The sequence below is a fragment of the Photobacterium kagoshimensis genome, assembly GCF_050337045.1.
GTDB lineage: Bacteria > Pseudomonadota > Gammaproteobacteria > Enterobacterales > Vibrionaceae > Photobacterium > Photobacterium kagoshimensis.
The window spans coordinates 120,779-140,534 of sequence record NZ_JAKJSO010000012.1 but is presented as its reverse complement, the minus strand read 5'-3'; the positions used below and the strand labels follow the sequence as shown (position 1 = coordinate 140,534).

The 19,756-nt window shown below is 48.4% G+C and carries 22 protein-coding genes; 12 read left to right on the top strand and 10 right to left on the bottom strand.

The window, feature by feature from the left end; translation table 11 throughout:
* Positions 1–187: 187 nt before the first annotated feature.
* The 3 genes from astA (at position 188) to L4C35_RS10035 (ending at position 3,590) form a co-directional block, all read left to right on the top strand.
* On the top strand, positions 188–1,204 hold the full coding sequence (gene astA / locus L4C35_RS10045; protein WP_428462736.1) for an arginine N-succinyltransferase: 1,017 nt from the start codon (positions 188–190) through the stop codon (positions 1,202–1,204).
* Positions 1,205–1,219: 15 nt separating this feature from the next.
* Entirely contained in the window at positions 1,220–2,695 is a 1,476-nt protein-coding gene (gene astD, locus L4C35_RS10040) for a succinylglutamate-semialdehyde dehydrogenase (RefSeq protein WP_428462735.1), read from the top strand.
* A 100-nt stretch (positions 2,696–2,795) separates the two neighbouring features.
* Positions 2,796–3,590 (top strand): DUF1338 domain-containing protein, encoded by a 795-nt coding sequence (locus tag L4C35_RS10035; RefSeq protein ID WP_428462734.1) that lies wholly within the window; start codon positions 2,796–2,798, stop codon positions 3,588–3,590.
* A gap of 100 nt (positions 3,591–3,690) precedes the next feature.
* Here L4C35_RS10035 and L4C35_RS10030 read toward each other — a convergent pair whose 3' ends face one another.
* Both L4C35_RS10030 and crp read right to left on the bottom strand, forming a co-directional pair.
* Positions 3,691–3,885 carry a hypothetical protein gene (locus L4C35_RS10030; RefSeq protein WP_428462733.1) on the bottom strand — a complete coding sequence of 65 codons (195 nt, stop codon included), beginning with the start codon at positions 3,883–3,885 and terminating at the stop codon, positions 3,691–3,693.
* 219 nt (positions 3,886–4,104) lie between these two features.
* Positions 4,105–4,737: a cAMP-activated global transcriptional regulator CRP gene (gene crp, locus L4C35_RS10025; RefSeq protein WP_068330579.1), complete on the bottom strand. Its 633-nt coding sequence runs from the start codon at positions 4,735–4,737 to the stop codon at positions 4,105–4,107.
* 272 nt (positions 4,738–5,009) lie between these two features.
* Here crp and L4C35_RS10020 point away from each other — a divergent pair, with 272 nt between their 5' ends.
* A complete protein-coding gene (locus L4C35_RS10020) occupies positions 5,010–5,414 on the top strand; it encodes an OsmC family protein (protein WP_428462732.1) in 405 nt (134 codons plus the stop codon).
* Positions 5,415–5,508: 94 nt separating this feature from the next.
* On the opposite strand, the gene L4C35_RS10015 is transcribed toward L4C35_RS10020, so the two are convergent.
* From L4C35_RS10015 to L4C35_RS10000, 4 genes are all read right to left on the bottom strand, one after another.
* Positions 5,509–6,378, bottom strand: coding sequence for a phosphoribulokinase (locus L4C35_RS10015; protein ID WP_428462731.1), 870 nt, complete (start codon positions 6,376–6,378; stop codon positions 5,509–5,511).
* Positions 6,379–6,457: 79 nt separating this feature from the next.
* A complete protein-coding gene (locus tag L4C35_RS10010; RefSeq protein ID WP_428462730.1) occupies positions 6,458–6,676 on the bottom strand; it encodes a YheU family protein in 219 nt (72 codons plus the stop codon).
* Between the two features lie 88 nt (positions 6,677–6,764).
* Complete coding sequence (locus tag L4C35_RS10005; protein ID WP_428462729.1) at positions 6,765–7,796, bottom strand: hydrolase; 1,032 nt, start codon at positions 7,794–7,796, stop codon at positions 6,765–6,767.
* Positions 7,797–7,806: 10 nt separating this feature from the next.
* The gene (locus L4C35_RS10000) at positions 7,807–9,210 is read right to left on the bottom strand and encodes an aminotransferase-like domain-containing protein (RefSeq protein ID WP_428462728.1); all 1,404 of its coding nucleotides are present in this window, start codon (positions 9,208–9,210) and stop codon (positions 7,807–7,809) included.
* A gap of 156 nt (positions 9,211–9,366) precedes the next feature.
* Between L4C35_RS10000 and L4C35_RS09995 the strand changes: the two genes are divergently transcribed.
* Positions 9,367–9,984 carry a LysE family translocator gene (locus tag L4C35_RS09995; protein WP_428462727.1) on the top strand — a complete coding sequence of 206 codons (618 nt, stop codon included), beginning with the start codon at positions 9,367–9,369 and terminating at the stop codon, positions 9,982–9,984.
* 65 nt (positions 9,985–10,049) lie between these two features.
* On the opposite strand, the gene L4C35_RS09990 is transcribed toward L4C35_RS09995, so the two are convergent.
* Positions 10,050–10,520 (bottom strand): TIGR02444 family protein, encoded by a 471-nt coding sequence (locus L4C35_RS09990; protein ID WP_428462726.1) that lies wholly within the window; start codon positions 10,518–10,520, stop codon positions 10,050–10,052.
* Positions 10,507–12,432 (bottom strand): ABC transporter ATP-binding protein, encoded by a 1,926-nt coding sequence (locus L4C35_RS09985; protein WP_428462725.1) that lies wholly within the window; start codon positions 12,430–12,432, stop codon positions 10,507–10,509. The genes L4C35_RS09990 and L4C35_RS09985 overlap by 14 nt, the downstream gene beginning before the upstream one ends.
* Positions 12,433–12,734: 302 nt before the next feature.
* Between L4C35_RS09985 and kefG the strand changes: the two genes are divergently transcribed.
* The 4 genes from kefG to slyD all read left to right on the top strand — a co-directional run bounded on the left by kefG (position 12,735) and on the right by slyD (position 16,072).
* Entirely contained in the window at positions 12,735–13,307 is a 573-nt protein-coding gene (kefG, locus tag L4C35_RS09980; RefSeq protein ID WP_428462724.1) for a glutathione-regulated potassium-efflux system ancillary protein KefG, read from the top strand.
* Complete coding sequence (gene kefB / locus L4C35_RS09975; RefSeq protein ID WP_428462723.1) at positions 13,297–15,135, top strand: glutathione-regulated potassium-efflux system protein KefB; 1,839 nt, start codon at positions 13,297–13,299, stop codon at positions 15,133–15,135. The genes kefG and kefB overlap by 11 nt, the downstream gene beginning before the upstream one ends.
* Positions 15,136–15,197: 62 nt before the next feature.
* A complete protein-coding gene (locus L4C35_RS09970; RefSeq protein ID WP_048898910.1) occupies positions 15,198–15,407 on the top strand; it encodes a YheV family putative zinc ribbon protein in 210 nt (69 codons plus the stop codon).
* A gap of 83 nt (positions 15,408–15,490) precedes the next feature.
* Positions 15,491–16,072 carry a peptidylprolyl isomerase gene (slyD, locus tag L4C35_RS09965; protein ID WP_428462722.1) on the top strand — a complete coding sequence of 194 codons (582 nt, stop codon included), beginning with the start codon at positions 15,491–15,493 and terminating at the stop codon, positions 16,070–16,072.
* 107 nt (positions 16,073–16,179) lie between these two features.
* Here the strand turns inward: slyD and L4C35_RS09960 are convergent, their stop codons facing one another.
* Positions 16,180–16,401 carry a SlyX family protein gene (locus L4C35_RS09960; RefSeq protein WP_428462721.1) on the bottom strand — a complete coding sequence of 74 codons (222 nt, stop codon included), beginning with the start codon at positions 16,399–16,401 and terminating at the stop codon, positions 16,180–16,182.
* A 16-nt stretch (positions 16,402–16,417) separates the two neighbouring features.
* Positions 16,418–17,395 (bottom strand): WD40 repeat domain-containing protein, encoded by a 978-nt coding sequence (locus L4C35_RS09955; RefSeq protein ID WP_428462720.1) that lies wholly within the window; start codon positions 17,393–17,395, stop codon positions 16,418–16,420.
* Between the two features lie 129 nt (positions 17,396–17,524).
* Here L4C35_RS09955 and fkpA point away from each other — a divergent pair, with 129 nt between their 5' ends.
* The 3 genes from fkpA (at position 17,525) to tusD (ending at position 19,676) form a co-directional block, all read left to right on the top strand.
* On the top strand, positions 17,525–18,331 hold the full coding sequence (gene fkpA, locus L4C35_RS09950) for an FKBP-type peptidyl-prolyl cis-trans isomerase (RefSeq protein WP_428462719.1): 807 nt from the start codon (positions 17,525–17,527) through the stop codon (positions 18,329–18,331).
* Positions 18,332–18,564: 233 nt separating this feature from the next.
* Positions 18,565–19,287 (top strand): helix-turn-helix transcriptional regulator, encoded by a 723-nt coding sequence (locus L4C35_RS09945; RefSeq protein WP_428462894.1) that lies wholly within the window; start codon positions 18,565–18,567, stop codon positions 19,285–19,287.
* The gene (gene tusD, locus L4C35_RS09940) at positions 19,284–19,676 is read left to right on the top strand and encodes a sulfurtransferase complex subunit TusD (RefSeq protein ID WP_428462718.1); all 393 of its coding nucleotides are present in this window, start codon (positions 19,284–19,286) and stop codon (positions 19,674–19,676) included. The genes L4C35_RS09945 and tusD overlap by 4 nt, the downstream gene beginning before the upstream one ends.
* The last annotated feature ends 80 nt before the right edge of the window (positions 19,677–19,756 follow it).

The following is a 19,756-nucleotide window of genomic DNA, read 5'->3' as shown; positions in this document are numbered from 1 at the left end:
GCAGTGCCCATGCATTGCACGTCTTTTCTCTCTCGCTGAGCGAGAGCATAGCGGCTGGCCCGCTTATAACTGACTACAGCCATTGGCAGGAGCTTGATAGCTGTAACTTTTCGCCCCCTACATTGGCGAAGTTATTTCCAACACTAAGTTAGCGACATGATCGCTACCTGCATCAGGAGGGAGTTCGATGCTGGTTATTCGTCCTATTACTGCAACAGATTACCCGGCGCTTATGCGCTGCGCGGAAGAATCTGGTCATGGTTTTACTTCACTGCCTGTTAACGAAGGCATGCTTCGTAATCGTATTGCACACTCAGAAGAGAGTTTTGCAAAAGAGGTAACGGAAATTGGTACCGAAGGCTACTTGATGGTCGCGGAAGATACTGAGACGGGTGAAGTGGCAGGTACAACTGGGATAGAAGCTGCCATTGGTTTAGATACCCCTTTCTATACGTATCACTTGAGCACTGTGGTCCACGCTTCACGTCGTTTGGATGTTCATAACGTGGTGAAGTTGCTGACATTTGGTAACAACTACACAGGCAACAGTGAACTCTGTACGTTATTTTTACGTCCTGAGTGGCGTAAAGGTCTCAATGGTCGCCTGTTGTCTAAAGCGCGATTTTTGATGATGGCCGAACATGCTCACCGTTTCTCACCAACCGTGATTGCTGAGATGCGCGGCGTCTCTGATGACGAGGGACATTCTCCGTTTTGGGAGTGGCTAAAAGAGCATTTCTTTTCGATTGATTTTACCTATGCCGATTACTTAACGGGGATTGGTGCGAAAGGCTTCATTGCTGACTTAATGCCGAAGTTGCCGATTTACGTCAACTTGCTCAGCGAAGAAGCCCAAGCTGTGATTGGTAAAGTGCATGACAACACAGCCCCTGCATTGCGGTTACTCGAGCAAGAAGGGTTTACCTGCCGTGGCTATGTGAACATTTTCGATGCAGGCCCTATGGTGGAGTGTGAGGTTCGCAATATTGAATCGGTGCGCCATTCTTTACGCTGTCGCGTTGAAATTGGCGAGCACAGTAGCTCGCATGATTACTTGATCAGTAATACCTTGTTTGAAAATTTTCGAGCTACGGTTGGAAAAGTCGCGGTTGATGGAGAACGTAATATTGCGATTGTTTCACCTGCGATGGCGACAGCGTTACAGCTACAACAAGGCGACATGGTTCGCTTAATAGGACAATAAGATAAGGGGAATATCATGGCACAATCATTCGCAGTGAATTGGATAGCAGGGAAGTGGGTAGCGGGTCTTGGTGAGTCTTTTCAGTCGTTAAACCCCTTCAATTCAGAAATGATTTGGCAGGGACAAGCGGCAACCGCAGACCAAGTTGAACTTGCGGTGAAAAGTGCTCGTGAAGCCTTATTGAGTTGGCGCCATACCTCGCTTGACGCGCGTCAGGCCATTGTTGAAAAGTATGCTGAACTGCTCAAAGAGCACAGCGAAGATATTGCCACCACCATTGCGGAAGAAACGGGGAAACCCTTGTGGGAAACCCGCACCGAAGCCGGGGCTATGGTGGGTAAGATTGGACTGTCGTTACGTGCTTACCATGAGCGTACAGGCCATAAAGAAAAAGAAGTGGCAGGGGCGACAACGGCCGTGCTCCGTCATCGGCCATTGGGCGTGATGGCGGTCTTTGGGCCGTATAATTTCCCTGGCCATTTACCCAATGGCCACATCGTTCCTGCATTATTGGCGGGCAATACTGTGGTATTTAAGCCATCTGAATTAACGCCTAAAACGGCGGAAGTGGCCATGAAGCTATGGCAACAAGCTGGCTTACCCGCTGGTGTGATTAACCTAGTGCAAGGTTCGCGCCCAACCGGTGAAGCGCTGGCGAGTTCAACAGGGATTGATGGCTTGCTGTTCACGGGGAGTGCGAATACGGGGCACATTCTTCATCGCCAATTTGCAGGGCAACCCGGTAAAATGTTGGCATTGGAGATGGGCGGTAATAATCCCATGGTGATCTCAAATGCCCATGGGGATGTTGAAGCCACAGTTTATACCATTATTCAATCCGCGTTCATTAGCGCTGGCCAGCGTTGTACCTGTGCCCGTCGTTTGTATTTGCCGAAAGGTGAAGTGGGTGATGCCATTGTTGCGCGTTTAGTCAAAGCAACCGCGCAGCTACGCATTGATGGGCCATTTGCTGATCCTCAGCCTTTTATGGGGCCGCAAATCTCAACACAAGCCGCTGATGGCATTATTGCCGCGCAAGCCAATTTGGTGCGCCTGGGTGGGGAGGTCCTGCTTGAAGCAAAACGTGGTCAAGGGGCGATTGTCTCACCGGCTATCATTGAAGTGAGTGCCATTGCTGACTTGCCTGATGAAGAATACTTTGGCCCATTATTGCAAGTCGTGCGTTACGACGACTTAGCCCAAGCCGTTACCTTGGCAAATAATACCCGCTATGGCTTATCGGCAGGCTTGATCTCCACCGATGATAGTGAGTGGCAATATTTTATTGATCATATCCGAGCAGGCATAGTGAACCGTAACCGTCAGCTGACTGGTGCGAGCGGGGATGCGCCATTTGGGGGCCCTGGCGCATCAGGTAACTTACGTCCGAGTGCTTACTATGCTGCTGACTACTGTGCTTACCCTATGGCATCGATGGAGGGTGAACAAGCTGAGCTACCTGCACAGCTATCGCCAGGTATTACTTTGTAAGCAAGTTGTGCAGACACCATCAAACTAAAAAAGAAGTGCCATACTGATTAGGTCGAATCAGGGCACTTCTACATCTATCATCAGCGGGGAGCATCTCAACATGGAAAGAGTAGAGCAACTGTTTAACAACCTATGGCAAGACTATATTCAACGTCTGTGCCCGTCAGCCGATCAGGTGCATACGCTGCTGACGGAGGATGAGCCTTTACTGAATGACCATATTGCCTTGCGGACATTTAACTTGCCTAAAGTGGGGCTAGACGTGTTGGCGGCGCCGTTTATTGCGATTGGTTACAAACCTTGCGGTACCTATCATTTTGAATCTAAAAAACTCTACGCCGAGCATTTTGAGCACCCCAACCCTGAGGCGCCGAAAGTGTTTATTAGTGAGTTGTTGGTGGGTCAGTGTTCTTCGCTACTGCAGCACGCGGTGCGTGGACTGGTTGATCAAGTGCCTGAGCAAGCGATGAAAGATCCCGCTTTCTTATATGGCGGCCGCCTGTGGGACATTGATTATGATACCTATGAGATGTTAGCTGCAGAAAGTGAATATGCGGGTTGGTTAGCGGCGCATGGCTTTGGTGCTAATCATTTTACGGTTAGTATTAATCAGCTTGAACAATTTACCGAAGTGGCTGAGGTGAACCACTTATTGGCGCATAATGGCTTTGCGATCAATGCCTCGGGCGGTGAAGTGAAAGGCAGCCCAGAAGAGATGCTTGAGCAGTCTTCAACCATGGCAGATAAAGTGCCTGTGGCCTTTTTAGATGGTGTGAAAACGATCCCCGGTGGTTTTTATGAATTTGCCAAGCGTTACTCGCAACCCGATGGTGAAATTTATACCGGATTTGTTGCCGCATCAGCCGATAAAATATTTGAAAGTACAGACAGCTAAAGCGCGGTTTGACTGACAATGACACCACAGCAAAATCTGTATGGGTATCACGGCAAAAGGCCATGTTGATAGCATGGCCTTTGTGCTATCTGGCGTTGTATTAATACAGGCTTTCTAAGGGCGGTGACCACTGCGAGCCTTCTTGACGCTGTGGTGTATTCGCCAATGAAATGTGCTGCTCGAGAAAGTGACGCTGACCACTAAAGCCTGTCATTTCGACCGTGGTCGGTAATGGGGCAATCGCGGTTGGTGGTCGGGAACTGGTGTTGTACGGAGAAAAACGTTCGATATCCATATCGTAAAGTCCACTGTGCTTATTGTTCTGAATTCTTGGTGGTATCACCCTAACGCCTGTTATGCACAATGTAGCAAAGGTGGCGGGGTTAGCAAGTGAAGATTCAGTGACAAGGTTAGCAAATTTGGATTTAGATATACGTGAGAGGTATGGCTGCTTCAGATATGAAAAAAGCCGCAAAAGCGGCTTTTTCTTAGCGATATTCGATGAATCAACAGATTAACGAGTACCGTATACCACGATAGTTTTACCGTGTGCAGAAATCAGGTTCTGCTCTTCAAGCATCTTCAAGATACGACCAACGGTTTCACGTGAACAACCCACGATTTGACCGATTTCTTGGCGAGTGATCTTGATTTGCATGCCATCAGGGTGTGTCATTGCATCAGGTTGTTTCGCTAGGTTTAGTAGCGTCTGTGCAATACGGCCTGTCACATCTAAGAATGCAAGGTCACCCACTTTTTGGCTTGTTACTTGAAGGCGGTTAGCCATTTGTGCCGAAAGGCGCATCAAGATATCTGGGTTTACTTGAATAAGTTGGCGGAATTTCTTAAATGAAATCTCGGCTACTTCACAAGGTGTTTTAGCACGAACCCAAGCTGTACGTTCTTGACCTTCTTCGAAAAGACCAAGTTCGCCAATGAAGTCGCCTTGGTTTAGGTAAGAAAGGATCATCTCTTTGCCTTCTTCATCCTTGATAAGAACAGCAACAGAACCTTTTACAATATAGTAGAGAGTTTCCGCTTTCTCACCCGCATGAATCAAAGTGCTTTTTGATGGGTACTTGTGAATGTGGCAATGTGAAAGAAACCACTCTAGTGTTGGATCTGTTTGAGGTTTACCTGGAACCATATTACTAACTTCCTCTGCGTTTGTTGCCCAACAACGACATCCCTATAATTTCAGTCTGGGCTTAACAATAGAATTGCTCGCTGGTTAGGATATTAAGTCAGCCGCTGGGCTGCAAGCTCACTTGAATAATTAATTGAGAGTTTAACTTTTTTCGGTCGGCATTTCTTGATATTGATCTATCTGAAATCGTCATTTTGTACTCATAAGTGTGCACATGATCACACGGTTGTTAGATTATGCAGAATTGACGCCAAAACACTAAGGAGAAAGCAATGCAGTCACGTGTGAAATGGGTAGAAGGAATGACATTTCTTGCCCAATCAAATTCGGGTCACAGTGTGGTGATGGACGGCAACGGTGGCGAAAAAGCACCCAGCCCGATGGAGTTAGTTTTGATGGCTGCGGGGGGGTGTAGCTCGGTCGATGTAGTAGATGGGTTACAATCTGCCGATCAAGGTATCACGGGCTGCGAAGCACAAATTTCCTCGGTGCGCCGCGAAACGGCACCACGCATTTTCACATCGGCGAATTTGCATTTTGTCGTGACGGGACATGATCTTGATGAAGGTTTAGTGGCGCAAACGGTCGCCAATTCACTTGAGAAATATTGCTCGGTTTGTTTGATGCTAGGTGAGGGGGTTGAGCTGACCCATTCCTATGAAGTGATCGCGGCATAAATTGATGAATGCGCAAGGCGTTGATGCGTGATGAAACGGAGACGTGAATGTCTCCGTTTTTGTCGCCTATCGCTTCACGGGTTCTGATCTGACGCTAGCCGATTTTGCCTGTTTCAATCAACTGTTGGATCAGGGGCCGCATTATCAATTCCATCGCAAAGCTCATTTTCCCGCCCGGTACCACCAAGGTGTTGTGGCGTGACATGAACGAACCTTGGATCATCGACAATAAATACGGGAAGTCGACATTCTTGATCCCACGAAAACGGATCACCACAAAGCTTTCATCCAGACTCGGAATGCCTTTGGCACTGAGAGGGTTCGAGGTATCCACTGTGGGAACGCGCTGGAAGTTGATGTGAGTCCGTGAAAATTGTGGCGTGATGTAGTTAAGGTAATCATCCATTGAGCGGACGATTGATTCCATCACAGCTTCACGGGAATGACCACGGTCACGGGTGTCACGAACAATTTTTTGAATCCACTCTAAGTTGACGATTGGTACCATGCCAATCAAGAGATCAACATGCTGCGCAACATTGGTTTCACCGTCGACCACCCCGCCATGTAAACCTTCATAAAAGAGTAGATCGGTATTTTCAGGCAGTGCTTGCCATGGCGTGAAGGAGCCAGGCATTTGGTTATAAGGCACGGCTTCATCAAAGGTATGGAGGTAACGGCGGAATTTACCACTACTGTCTTCACCATACTGGCGGAAAAACTGTTCGAGTTGCGGGAAATCGTTCGCTTGGGGGCCGAAATAGCTGATATGACGGCCTTGCTCTTTGGCTTTACGAATTTCGACATCCATTTCAGGCCGTGTAAAGCGGTGGAAGCTATCGCCTTCGAGCCAAGCGGCATTGATGCTCATCATATTGAACATTTTGCGGAAGGCTTCTGAAGTGGTCGAGGTGCCCGCACCGGATGACCCTGTTACTGCAATGATGGGGTGTTTTGCAGACATGACAAACCCTGTCGTTAAGATTAACGATGAGTTATTAACAGGATGTTGCGATTAGATCAAGTGTAAGCGGGGTCGAGTATTAGAAATTGAGATCTCGACGAAGCTTAATATCGACGGATTCGTGCAATTCAGAAAACATCACAACCGCATCCCCTTGGGCCAGCTGCTGGCGCACATGTTGGACTTTTTGTTCTAAGGTTTTTTCGTGTTCACCGTAATCGGTGCCTTCGCGTAGAACAAAGTGCTCGATCAGGTTATCGAGGGTGTCGGGAGCGATGTCTTGCCAAGGAATAATCATAACAACCACTTACTGCTAGGGAGAGTTAACCACTGATAACATTATTATCAGTGGTTAAGGTTGTCGATGGCAAGTAAAGCTTGCCGTGTCAGGCGTTACTCGGCTCGCTGGTGCCTACGGTTGCCGTGGTATAGGGGGTAAACCAAGCGGGTACGGTTGCTTCAAGCCAGAAGGTGGGTTTGTGCCATGATCCCGTTAAAAAGCCAACATGGCCCCCATTAGGACTCAGGTGATAGTCAATGTGTGCTGGGAGCGGCTGTGAAGGGATAACATCATGGGTCATGAAAGGGTCATCTTTGGCATGAATGATACGCAGGGGCACAGTGACCTGATGCAAACGCTGTAAGCCACTGCAACGCTGGTAATAGTCACTGGCGTCTTGATAGCCGTGCAGCGGCGCAGTTACCAGATCATCAAACTGGCGCAGGGTGCTAATCGCATTGATACCAGATTGATCTAAAGGTAGCGCATCGGGCAACAGGTTCATCTTCTTGCTGATGTTCTTTTTCATCGAGCTGAGTAGGTATTGTTTATAGACTTTAGAGAAGCCTTGCTCAATACGCTCAGCGCAGGCGCCCAAATCTAACGGGGGCGAAATGACCTGTGCCGCGCATAGCTCGCTGTCATCACCATGTTCGGCAAGGTAGTTAACTAGCATGTTACCACCCAGTGACACGCCAACCGCAAATAGCGGTGAGTCAGGAAATTGTTGTCTAATCCATTGAATAAAAAAGCGCGCATCGCTGGTTTCACCTGAATGATAACTTCGGGCTTGGCGATTCATCTCACCACTACAGCCACGAAAGTGCATCATGACGCCCAACCAACCTTGCTGCATTGCGGCGTGCAATAAGCCGTTGGCATAGGGACTATTGAAGCTGCCTTCTAATCCATGGAACAGGATCATAATCGGCAGCCGTGGTGAGTGGTTGTGGGTTTTATTCACTTCTTGATGGTTACTTGGCACATCTGTCCATGCGATATCGAGAAAATCACCGTCTGGGGTTTCCAGCCGCTGAGTGTGTGGTGTGAATAGCGGTTTGCGACGAATAAAGCGTGGCAATAATGTTTGTAGGTGTGGATTACCTAATCCCGCAGCGGGAATAAATGCAGCCGTCATCGTAGCGTCCTTATAATGGAAAGTCAGAAACAGGGTCTGTGCGCAGTAACTCACCGAGGAGCTGTAGCCCTTGCTCCAGTTGTTGATGGTTCACTGGTGCACTGATCGCTAATCGTACTGCGGGCGGTGTGGTGCATCCCGGAGGCGTAAAGAGCTCGGCCGATTTAACCGTGACCTTGGCCTGTTCAGCTGCCGAGACAAAATCACTCAATCGCCAGTATTCAGGCAAGGTCAACCAAACATGAAAGCTGGCACTGTCATGAGCAAGCGTAAATGCTGACAGGTAATGGGCCACGAGCCGTTGCCGCGCCGCAATGTCATGTCTGATCTGTTGCAAGATACGATCCGCATCGCCTTGCTGGATCAATTCGCACGCCAAAGCACTCAGTAGGGGGCTGATCATCAAGCTGTGATTATGTAAGGCCATATTCAGGCGCTTTTGATGACGGGTCGGTACTTGAATATAGCCAAGACGTAGCCCAGGTGCGAGGCATTTGGATAATCCACCGATGTGGATCACTTGCTCGCTCTCAAGATTGACGAGCGGGCTTGGCCGATGAGTGGGCATTAAGCCATTGACGTCATCTTCAATGATCAGCACTTGGTGTTGTTGGCATACCGCCAAAATATCACGACGGCGTTGTTCGCTCATGGTCACGGTTGTTGGGTTTTGCAGCGTCGGGGTGCAATAAATTAACCGTGGCTGATACAGCTGGCAGGCTTTGTCTAAGCTAGCGGGGATCATGCCTTCGGCATCCATTTCAACACTTTTCACTGTGACTTGCTGTTGCTTAGCTAAGCTCAGAAAACCCGGGTACGAGACCGATTCCACTAATACTGTGTCGCCACTGTGGCAAAAAGCAGAAAGTGCTAATTGTGCAGCGTGCTGTCCACCCGAGGTGAAGTGCATGCGTTCTGCATCAATGGCGATGCTTTTTTGTTGAAGCCACTGGGCAACAAGCTGGCGATGCGCTGCAATGCCTTGTGGGTCTTGATACAGCATCAGTTGGTTTAGTCGTTGAGGATCTTGGCTAAGTGTCTGCATCGCTTGGGTTAGCATATCGGCCCGATCCAGCTGTGGCGGAATGTTATAGCCAAAATTACAGCCATCCGTCGGTGGTGTCTCTGAGTAGTTGTACACCCAGTTAGGTTTATTGGCTTGGCTGACAAAAGTCCCCGCGCCAATACGGGCTTCGACTAACCCTTGGCGCTCTGCTTCGGCATACGCACGGGTGACTGTGCCGACTGTCACTGAGAGGTGATCTGCAAGGGCACGGTGGGTGGGGAGCTTTTCGCCACTCGTTAAGGTGCCATTGAGGATCAACTGATTGATCTGCTGGGCTATCTGGCGATAAATAGGGTCACTTTTTGGGTGATCTGTGGTGCTTATAGGGCTGAATGTTTCGATTGTCATGGTGACAATAAACCTTTTGATCCAATAAAACGGCGCTGTTATGGTGTGATTGTGCGCAATTTGGCGCGAATTAACAACCTTAAGCTTAAATTGTATCGATACAATTTAAAGGGTGTTGATTCATTCACTCTGTATTGATGAAGGATGCAATTTACCATGTCACCGATATTGTCTTTTGAATGGTCATTTATTGTGTCGTTGATCACTTTTGCGGTGACCATGACAGGTACGCCTGGGCCGAATAACTTGATGGTGACCGCATCGGGCGCGAACTTTGGCTATCGGCGTACTGTGCCGCATATGCTGGGAATTGGCTGTGGTTTGGTGTCGATGATCTTATTGGTTGCCGCTGGGCTTGGGGTTATCTTCGTGCAGGTTCCTATTCTGCATGATGGATTGCGTTGGCTTGGTAGTGGTTATCTCTTGTATCTGGCGTGGAAGATAGGGGTCTCAAGCAGTGGTTTGACGGATACAGAGCAAGAAGCGAAGCCGATGAGTTTTATGGCTGCGGCTATCTTTCAATACGTTAACCCGAAGGCATGGATGATGTCGGTCACCGCTATCAGCACTTTCACCTTTAGTGGGGAGCTGTATTGGTACTCGGTCATGGCAATTGCGGCTATTTTCTTCTTCGTTTGTTACCCCTGTGTCTCGCTATGGGCTGGCTTTGGCCTTTTTATTCGGCGCTGGTTGGCACAGGCGAAAACACGGAAAATATTCAATGGCCTAATGGGCGTATTAACGGCGGGTTGCGTGGTGATGATTTGGCAATAGAGCTAGCAGGATAGAAAAATAGAGGAGAAACACTCCTCTATTTGAAGATGAACCATGAAATGGCGTTAGCGCGCTTGCAGTTTTTCAACCAAAGAGAGCGCATCCAGTGACTGGCAGTAGCGTACCAAGTTGGTTGTAACAGCTGTTGGATACCCTTGCTCTGTCAGTGTCGACAGTGACAGGGTGTTGAGTAGGGCGATCAAGTCGTGTTGCTGCTGACGTTCTACTGCTAGCTCAAAATCCATTAACTGCTGGTAGCCCGCTTGGTCAAGTTGTGGCTTTAACGCACGGCGCATAGTGCGGTACTGCTGCAACAAGCTATCGGTCGGTGCTAAAGCCAAGGTTAATTGGCTGCGTTGTTCACTCGTCAGTAAGTAGCCTTGTTCATCCAGCCATAGCATCAGCAGCGCCATATTGACGCTGCCATGGTGAAAGGTTTGTAAACACAAGCAGGTGGCTTCAACATCGGCTTTAAAATAGTGCGCATAGCTAAACTGCCAAAAGGCATCGTGATTGAAAAGATTAGCTGTCGGCATTGAGTGCCTGCTCCATTTCTTCGAGTTGCTCGTGCAGATCCATCCACGTCATTTCTACATCCTCAAGCGTGGATTTTGCATCAGCCTGACGCTTTAGCTGCTCGGTTAAACGCGCTTTATTTTCTGCTTCATAAATACTGGCGTCGCTTAGCTGTTCTTCCGCTTCGGTGATAGTCGCGTTTAGTTTGTCCATTTGCTCATCGAGCTTGCTAATTTGCTTGCGCAAAGGGGCCGTTTTTTTACGAAGTTCAGCTTCAAGCCGCTTTTGTTCTTTGCGTGATGCGGCACTGTTGTCTTTAGTGACTTCAGGTTTGCTCGCTTGCTGTTCACGGCGTTCGTTGCGTTGCTGCTCGGTCAGCCATTTATGGTAATCCTCGAGATCGCCATTAAATGGCGCCACTTGACGATCGTGGACTAGGTATAAGTCATCGGTGGTGGCACGCAGTAAGTAACGGTCGTGACTCACGATGACCATGGCCCCTTCATAAGATTGCAGCGCAAACGTCAGTGCTTGGCGCATGTCTAAATCAAGGTGGTTAGTTGGTTCATCGAGGAGTAGCAAGTTAGGCCGTTGCCATACAATCAGTGCTAATACCAAACGGGCTTTTTCACCGCCAGAGAACGGGCCTACCTTTTCAAGCGCTTTATCACCTAAGAAACCAAAGCTCCCCAAGTAGTCACGTAGCTGCTGTTCCGTCGATTGTGGCGCAATACGTGCCATGTGCTGAACAGGCGTGTCATCAAGGTACAGGGTTTCAAGCTGGTGCTGGGCAAAGTAACCAATTTTAACCCCTTGCGAGTAGGTGAGATCGCCCGCTTTGGCCGGAAGATCGCCCGATAACATTTTGATCAGGGTAGACTTACCCGCACCATTACGACCGAGTAGACCAATACGGCTACCTGGTACCAGGTTCAATCGGATTTTTTCTAAGATCAGGTTATCGTCGTAACCTGCTGCCACTTCATCCATCATCATGATTGGGTTCGGCAGCGCACTTGGCTCGCGAAATTCAAAACTGAACGGGTTATCAAACTGTGCCGGTAGCACTTTTTCCATGCGCTCTAACGCTTTGATGCGGCTTTGCGCTTGGCGGGCTTTGCTCGCTTTATAGCGGAAACGGTCGATGTACGACTGCATGTGCGACATTTGTTTTTGTTGCTTTTGGTACATGGCTTGTTGCAGTACCAGCTTTTCCGCACGTTGGGTCTCGAACGACGAGTAGTTACCTGTGTACTCGTTCAGTGTTTGGTTCTCAACGTGAATAATACGGTTGACGACAGGGTCAAGGAAATCTCGGTCATGGGAGATCAGAACCAGCGTACCACGGTAGTTCTGTAGCCATTTTTCCAGCCACATCACAGCATCTAAATCTAAGTGGTTGGTTGGCTCATCGAGTAGCAGTAAATCAGAACGACATAATAGTGCTTGAGCGAGGTTCAAGCGCATACGCCAACCACCCGAAAATTGGGTCAGGTGCCATTGCATTTGTTCTTGTGAGAAGCCAAGGCCATCAAGCAGTTCGGCGGCGCGGGCGTTAATGCTGTAACCACCGATGGTTTCTAGTTTGCCGTGTAGCTCGGCAACTTTATGGCCGTTATCAGCGGCTTCTGCTGCGACTAAATCTCGCTCGAGTTGGCGGTATTCGCGATCACCATCGATGACATAGTCTAATGCGCGGCGCTCTAGCGCTGGGGTTTCTTGGGCAACCCAGGCAAGTTCCCAGTTAGACGGGAAGCGACAATTACCCGCATCGAGGCTTAATTCATCTTTGAGCAAAGCAAACAAGGTAGATTTGCCGCAGCCATTTTTACCCACCAGACCGACTTTATCGCCTGGGTGAATGGTTGCTGTGGCTTGATCGAGCAGGACTTTCCCGCCACGTAATAGTTGGATATCTGAAAAGGTAATCATCGAACTGTCTCGGGGACGGATCCCGCTCCGCGTTAAACTGCCATAAACCTGCGGCAGTCTATACCAATCTCAAAGGGATACCAAACTCGTCCCGCCTTGTTGCTAGTGGGGAGTCAAGCGCAAACATTGGCCTGAAACATAAAACAGAGGCCGAGAAACGCTAGGTGAAGGAAAATCAGTAGTTTGGATTAGGTTATAATTAGGTATGATGCTGTTAGCGCGGTAATACACTGTGCGACTACCTCTCATGCTATTAACGTATCGTGTGCCAAAGAATTCAATAACACAGGGAAAGGAGTGTTATGACATTACAAGCACCCCCGAAAATATTGGTGATCTATGCTCACCCCGATCCGCAAGCTTCACTCGCCAATGCGGAAATGATCCGAGCCATTGCCGGATTACCTCACGTCACCATTCATGATCTTTACGGCACTTACCCCGATTTTTTTATCGATGTGACGCGCGAACACGCCTTGATCGCCCAGCACGACATTGTCGTTTTCCAACATCCGCTTTATATGTACTCCTGCCCATCACTCTTAAAAGAGTGGATCGATGTGGTGCTAGGCAAAGGCTATGCCCATGGCGAAGGGAATGCTTTGCAAGGCAAATATTGGCGCTCGGTGATCACCACTGGGGGCGCGGCAGAAGCTTACACTCCTGATGGTTATAACCGCGTTAATATCGACGCGATCCTCAAACCTTTTGAGCTTACTGCTGATTTGTGTCAAATGCACTGGCTGCCGCCTATGGTGCTGCACTGGGCCCGCCGTATCCCCGAAAAGGAGCGTCAATACCATGCCAAGTTGTACCATGATTGGCTGATTAACCCCATGGGCGTTCAGCAAGCTGAGGTGATGCATGGCGAATGATTTACTCTCGGTCAGTGTGATCTTTTTGGCTTCGGCTGTGGTGGCGGTGCCGATTGCGCAGCGATTAGGGCTTGGCTCGGTGTTAGGGTATTTGTTGGCTGGTATTGCGATTGGCCCGTGGGGACTCGGGTTGATTTCGGATGTTGATGCCATTTTGCATTTCTCCGAATTTGGGGTGGTGTTGCTACTGTTTTTGATTGGTTTAGAGCTGAACCCGAAAAAATTATGGCAAATGCGCAAACCTATCTTGGGGTTAGGCGGAGGCCAAGTCATTCTCACCAGTTTAGTGATCACCGCAGTGATGATGCTAGGGGCTTACGGTTTTGCATCATTGCATTTGGGCCCTGAAATGGGGTGGTTGGCTGATATGCACTGGCAAGATGCCCTTGTGGTTGGGATGGGGTTGGCGCTGTCATCGACTGCGATTGCGCTACGCGTGATTGAAGAGCAAGGCTTAGGTGGCAGTGAAACGGGCCAGTCGGGTTTTGCGGTGCTGCTGTTTCAAGATATCGCGGTGATCCCTATGTTGGCGATTTTACCGATACTTGCGGGTGGTGGAGGCGGAAGCTGGTTAGATTTTGCGTGGATGCTGGGCGGCATTGCCGCGTTATTGGTTGGCGGGCATTTTTTATTACGGCCACTTTTTCGTTGGGTGGTACTCAGCGGCGTACGAGAGTTATTCAATGTTGCTGCGCTCTTATTAGTGATAGGCATTGCGGTTGGCATGCAGTCGTTGGGACTATCGATGGCGTTAGGTACCTTCCTTGCGGGGGTACTATTGGCAGAAAGCGAGTATCGTCATGAACTCGAAATTGCGATAGAGCCATTTAAAGGGCTACTGTTGGGATTGTTTTTCATCTCTGTTGGCATGGCGGTGAACCTTGGCTTGTTAGTGCAATATCCGTTATTGATCCTTGCTGCTGTGGTCGCCTTGGTCTCCCTTAAAGGTCTCATTCTTTATGGATTGGCGCGGTTATTTGGCACTCGGGCCAAAGCACGTAGCCAGATGGCGGCCATTTTGAGTCAAGGTGGTGAATTTGCCTTTGTGCTATTTACCGCCGCGCAAGGCGAGGGGCTATTAGGTCAGCAACTCACTAGCATGTTGCTGGTGGTGGTGAGCTTGTCGATGATGACTACGCCGCTATTGCTTGTGCTACAAAATCGCTGGTTTGCGTATCGCTTTAAAGCAGAAGGCAGTGATTTAGAAACCGATGTCATTAACCGTGAACCACGAGTGATTATTGCGGGCTTTGGGCGATTTGGCCAAGTGGTTGGGCGTTTACTGTTTGCCAATAAAATTCGGGTGACTGTGCTTGAGCGCGATCCGAGCCAAATCCAATTTTTGCGCAAGTTTGGCTACAAAGTCTATTACGGCGATGCAACTCAATTAGATTTACTGCGCGCAGCTGGGGCCGATAAGGCGGAAGCCATTATTATTTGTACCGATGAACCGGGTGAAGTGATGGAAGTAGTCGAATTGTGTCAGCACTATTTCCCCAACTTAAAAGTCTTGGCGCGTGCTCGTAGCCGTGTAGAGGCACATCAGCTGCTAAATCATGGTGTTGAAAGCTTCTCGCGTGAAACCTTTGCAGGTGCCCTTGATTTAGGCCGCCAAGCCCTTATATCTCTTGGCATGCACCCGTATCAAGCTAAGCGCGCTGAGGCGCACTTTAGTAAGCTCGATGATGTGGCGTTACACGATTTACTGCCACAACACTCAGAAGATGTGCATTTAGCGACGCGTGCGAAGGAAGCTCGCAAAGAGCTAGAAGACATTTTTGATCGCGAGATGCGTGGTGAACGTGAACGACATAACGGTTGGGACTGAACCTGATTGTGTCTTCTTACCCAATACGGTGGAATACACTCGCGTGCTATAGGGAAGGTAACATGGCGAAGAAACGTTTTATTGCAGGTGCTATTTGCCCTGCATGCAAGCAACAAGATACGTTGCGCTGGTGGCAAGAAAACAACATCGAGATGGTTGAGTGTGTCGCTTGCGACCATACTGACCGCCGTTTGCCGCAAGCTGCAGAAAACAGTGAACATATTGCTGATGATAAGCCAGAGCAAGTCATCGGTATTTTTAAGCCAGAGTGATAGCGTAAAAAATCCGCTGTGCTTATGAGACCAATTTTAGGTATCATGCCCACTTTGCACCCCGCTCATATTTTGGAGTAAACATGAAAGTCACTAAAGACATCGTAGTAAGCTTGGCTTATCAAGTAAAAACAGAAGAAGGTGCAGTAGTTGACCAATCAACGACTGAAGCGCCACTAGATTACCTACACGGTCACAATAACCTAATCGTAGGTCTTGAGAAGGCACTTGAAGGTCGTGAAGCTGGCGACAAATTTGAAGTGACAGTTTCTCCTGAAGAAGCCTATGGCGAGCACATGGACGAAATGGTTCAGCGTGTACCTGCTGACGTATTCCAAGGTGTTGATGAAATCACTGTTGGTATGCGCTTCCTTGCGGATACAGACCAAGGTCCGATCCCTGTTGAAGTAACAGAAGTTGATGGCGACCACGTTGTTGTTGATGGCAACCACATGCTTGCTGGTCAAACACTGTCTTTTGATGTTGAAATCGTAGCACTACGTGAAGCGACTGCGGAAGAAGCTGAGCACGGTCATATCCACCAAGGTGGCGGCTGTTGTGGTGGCGGTAGCTGTGGCGACGACCACGGTCACGACCACGAGCACGGTGAAGGCGGCTGTTGTGGCGGCGAAGGCAAAAGCGAAGGCGGTTGCTGCTCTCACTAAGTCGAACTTCGCTAAGCATAGTGCTTAGGCAAGGTTTCACTTAGCTGAAAAGAATATAAAAACGGGAAGCCAAGGCTTCCCGTTTTTGATCCTGCATCATTAAAATATTAATAATGCGGTGGTGGTGTTTCTTCTGATTCGTCTGCAAGGTTAGACGTTTGGCTGCTTTTTTGTTTCTCAACCAAGAATTTCATTTGTACTTGCATGCGCTCAATTAAGAACTGTTGAGCGGTTAGCGCTTCATTCAGTTCTTCAATCGTTTGCTCTTGGAAGGCTTGCTTCATTTCCAATTCATCGACTTGCGCACGTAGCTGTTCAATTTCTGTCATAGCAATCAATACTTTCTCAATCGGTTGTCCATGCCTGAGCAATGCCAGAGGAACTCCCTGATATTACCTGCCCAGTAGACGTAATGGCCACATCATACACGACTGCGGATGGCGGTCGAGCATCTTGCTGGGTTGCCGCTTCCCAGCGGCCTAAGTTTTTGCCTGTGGTGGTATCCCACAGTTCAACCCGTTTAGCTGGCGTTCCAGTGGCTAATGTTTTGCCATCATCAGAGAAACGGGCGCTCGATAGGTTCTGTTGGCGTAAGCGCACCGATAGCTGAGCTTGTTGTTCGCCTGTGGTCAGATCCCAAATGTATGCCTCGTTGGTACCATCGGCAGTCAGTGCTAACAAGCCATCACGTTGTAGTGCAACTCGACTGATCCGCGAGCTATGTTCAAAGCGGTTACGAATTTGACCGGTTTGGGTATCCCAAAAATACGCCATGTAGTCATTACCGCCCGACAACACATATTGGCCATTTGGTGAAATGGCGACAGAATTGACTTTTTCTCGGTGGGCAAGGAACTCTAAGCGTCGTCCGGTGCCCAAGTCGATATAAAGTGCTTTGCCATTTGATAGCCCGAGTACAACATGCTGGCCATTATTTGCGATATCAACATCTCGAATAATGCCATCTGAAATCGACCATAAGCCATCAGATTGGCCCCAAGCAAGATCCCAAACGGCAAAGTTTTGCGCCGTGGCGGTAATGGCGTAACGGTTATTATCGGAAATTGCACTGCTTATTACCGTATTGTGCGCTGGATCTTGTGAGCCAAACTTTGCTAAGTTTTTGTTTTGCTGTAGATCCCACAGTACGATACCTTGTGCATTAGTGTAATACAGCGCAAAACGGCCATCACGGCTAAGGCTGAAACTGGTGGCGCCATCAGTGGCGAGTTGCCAACGTTGTACTTCTGAGCCTGTGAAAAAACAGCCGCTTAGGACTATAACTGTCAGGATTAAGCAAATTCTTTGCGAAATTGAACGCATTAAGCTTGAGTTCCGGTTGTTTTATCGGGAAAGAGATTAGTATATTGATATGGCATGCTTTTCACACCTTCTAGATGAAAAGCTAAGCATAAAAAATGAGGGACACCCTCGGTGAGAATGGAGAATTACATGAAACCTGTTCTAAAGATGTCAGTTTTGGCTGCAACAATTTTGCTTGCAGTGGGCTGCCAAGATGAAAAAGCGGCGGAAACAAAACCGGCAGAGCCAGCAAAAGTAGAGCAGGTTGCAGCTGAAGCAGCACCAGCCACTTTCGCAACTGAAGATGAAAAAGCAGCATACGCGATTGGTGCATCACTAGCGCAATACCTAGCCGCTAACCTAGACCAGCAACAAGAGCTTGGTTTAAACCTAGATCGTGAAAGCGTACTGGCAGGTGTTAGCGATGTATTTGCAGACAAGAGTCGCCTAACACCAGAAGAAACACAACAAGCGCTACAAGATCTAGACAAGCGTGTTTCTGACATCGTTGAAGCAAAAGCAAAAGCAGAAGCTGAGAAAACAGTGAAAGCGGGTGAAGAATACCGTGCTGACTTCGAAAAATTGGAAGGCGTAACAAAAACTGAATCAGGTCTACTTTACCAAGTAGAAACTGCTGCCGATGGTGAAAAGCCAGCGGCGACCGATACCGTTAAAGTACACTACAAAGGTATGCTAACTGACGGTACTGAGTTTGATAGCTCGTACAAGCGTAACCAACCTGCGACTTTCCCACTAAACCAAGTGATCCCAGGTTGGACGGAAGGCGTACAGCTTATGCCTGTTGGTTCTAAGTTTAAGTTTGTTATCCCGCCTGAGCTTGCTTACGGCGCACAAGCAAATCCAACGATCCCTGCTAACTCAACGCTTGTTTTCGAAGTTGAGCTACTAGAAATCGTAAAAGCAGAAAAACCTGCGACAGACGCTCAAACGCAGTAAAGTTACATGCGTTAATTCGCAAAATCTGCAATGACTTTGATAAGACCCGACTATTGTTGGGTCTTTTCATATCAATTTTCTGATAAACTTGCCACCAACAGTTGAATTTATGCTCATACTATTGCTATCGCCATACTTGAGAGGCGTAGCTATTGATACCAATCGGCATAATATCGTGCACACGATACCCTTGTGCCGATTGGTATATGAGTATTAGCAAGGAAGAGTTGATAGTGGTATCTACAGATAATTTTGGTCCTGAAGTGATGGTGGAAGGTGAGGTGGTAAAAACTCGCGTTTTCACTGAGCACGACTACATTATTTTACGTTCATACGAAGCCGTGGTGGATGGCCTAGCCGCACTGATCGGTCCTTTTTGTGAAATCGTATTACACTCACTCGCCGATATTAATACCTCTGCCATTAAGATTGCCAATGGTGAGAATACCGGTCGTAAAGTGGGGTCACCAATCACCGATTTAGCATTGCGTATGCTGCGTGATATCGAAGGGTCTGAGCGTAACTTCTCTCGCGCTTACTTTACTCGCGCGAAAGGTGGCAGCTTAATGAAATCGATCACGATTGCGATTCGCAATGGTGACAATGTGATTATTGGTTTACTGTGTATTAACGTAAATCTTGATGCGCCTTTTGCTCAAATTCTGCAATCTTTCATGCCAACCGATGAAGCAAAACAAGCTGCATCTACGGTTAACTTTGCCAGTGATGTCGATGAGTTGGTTGACCAAACGGTCGAGCGCACCATCGAAGAAATCAACGCGGATAAAAATGTCTCGAATAATGCTAAGAACCGCCAAATCGTCATGGAGCTGTTCGATAAAGGTATTTTCGACATTAAAGATGCGATTAACCGTGTTGCGGATCGTTTGAATATCTCAAAGCACACTGTGTACCTCTATATTCGTCAACGCAAAACCGAGGATGGCGACAAATGACATTGAAGTATGTCTTGGTCGTTGATGGTCCTGCCTATGGAAGCCAAGCAGCACGTTCGGCTTACCAGTTTGCACTCGCTCTTTTCGCGGCAGGCCATCAGCTTTCTCGGGTGTTTTTTTATCAAGACGGGGTCTATAACGGCTCTGCCTTAACGGCTCCCGCGTCAGATGAATTTGACTTAGTGTCGGCATGGCAAACATTAGCGAAGCAACACAATATCGAGTTACAAACTTGTGTGGCGGCAGCGCTTCGGCGTGGCATTGTTGGTGAACAAGAAGCCACGCTGAATGCTTTACCAAGTCAAAACTTGGCACAAGGCTTTGAACAAGCGGGGCTAGGGGGCTTGGCAGAAGCACTGCTTAGCGCCGATCGCGTTATTCAATTCTAAGTTCGGTTACTCAGAGAGACGGCGAATAAACCAGTGCGGCCACTTTTTTTATTACGTCTCTCATATTGATAACTACCTGT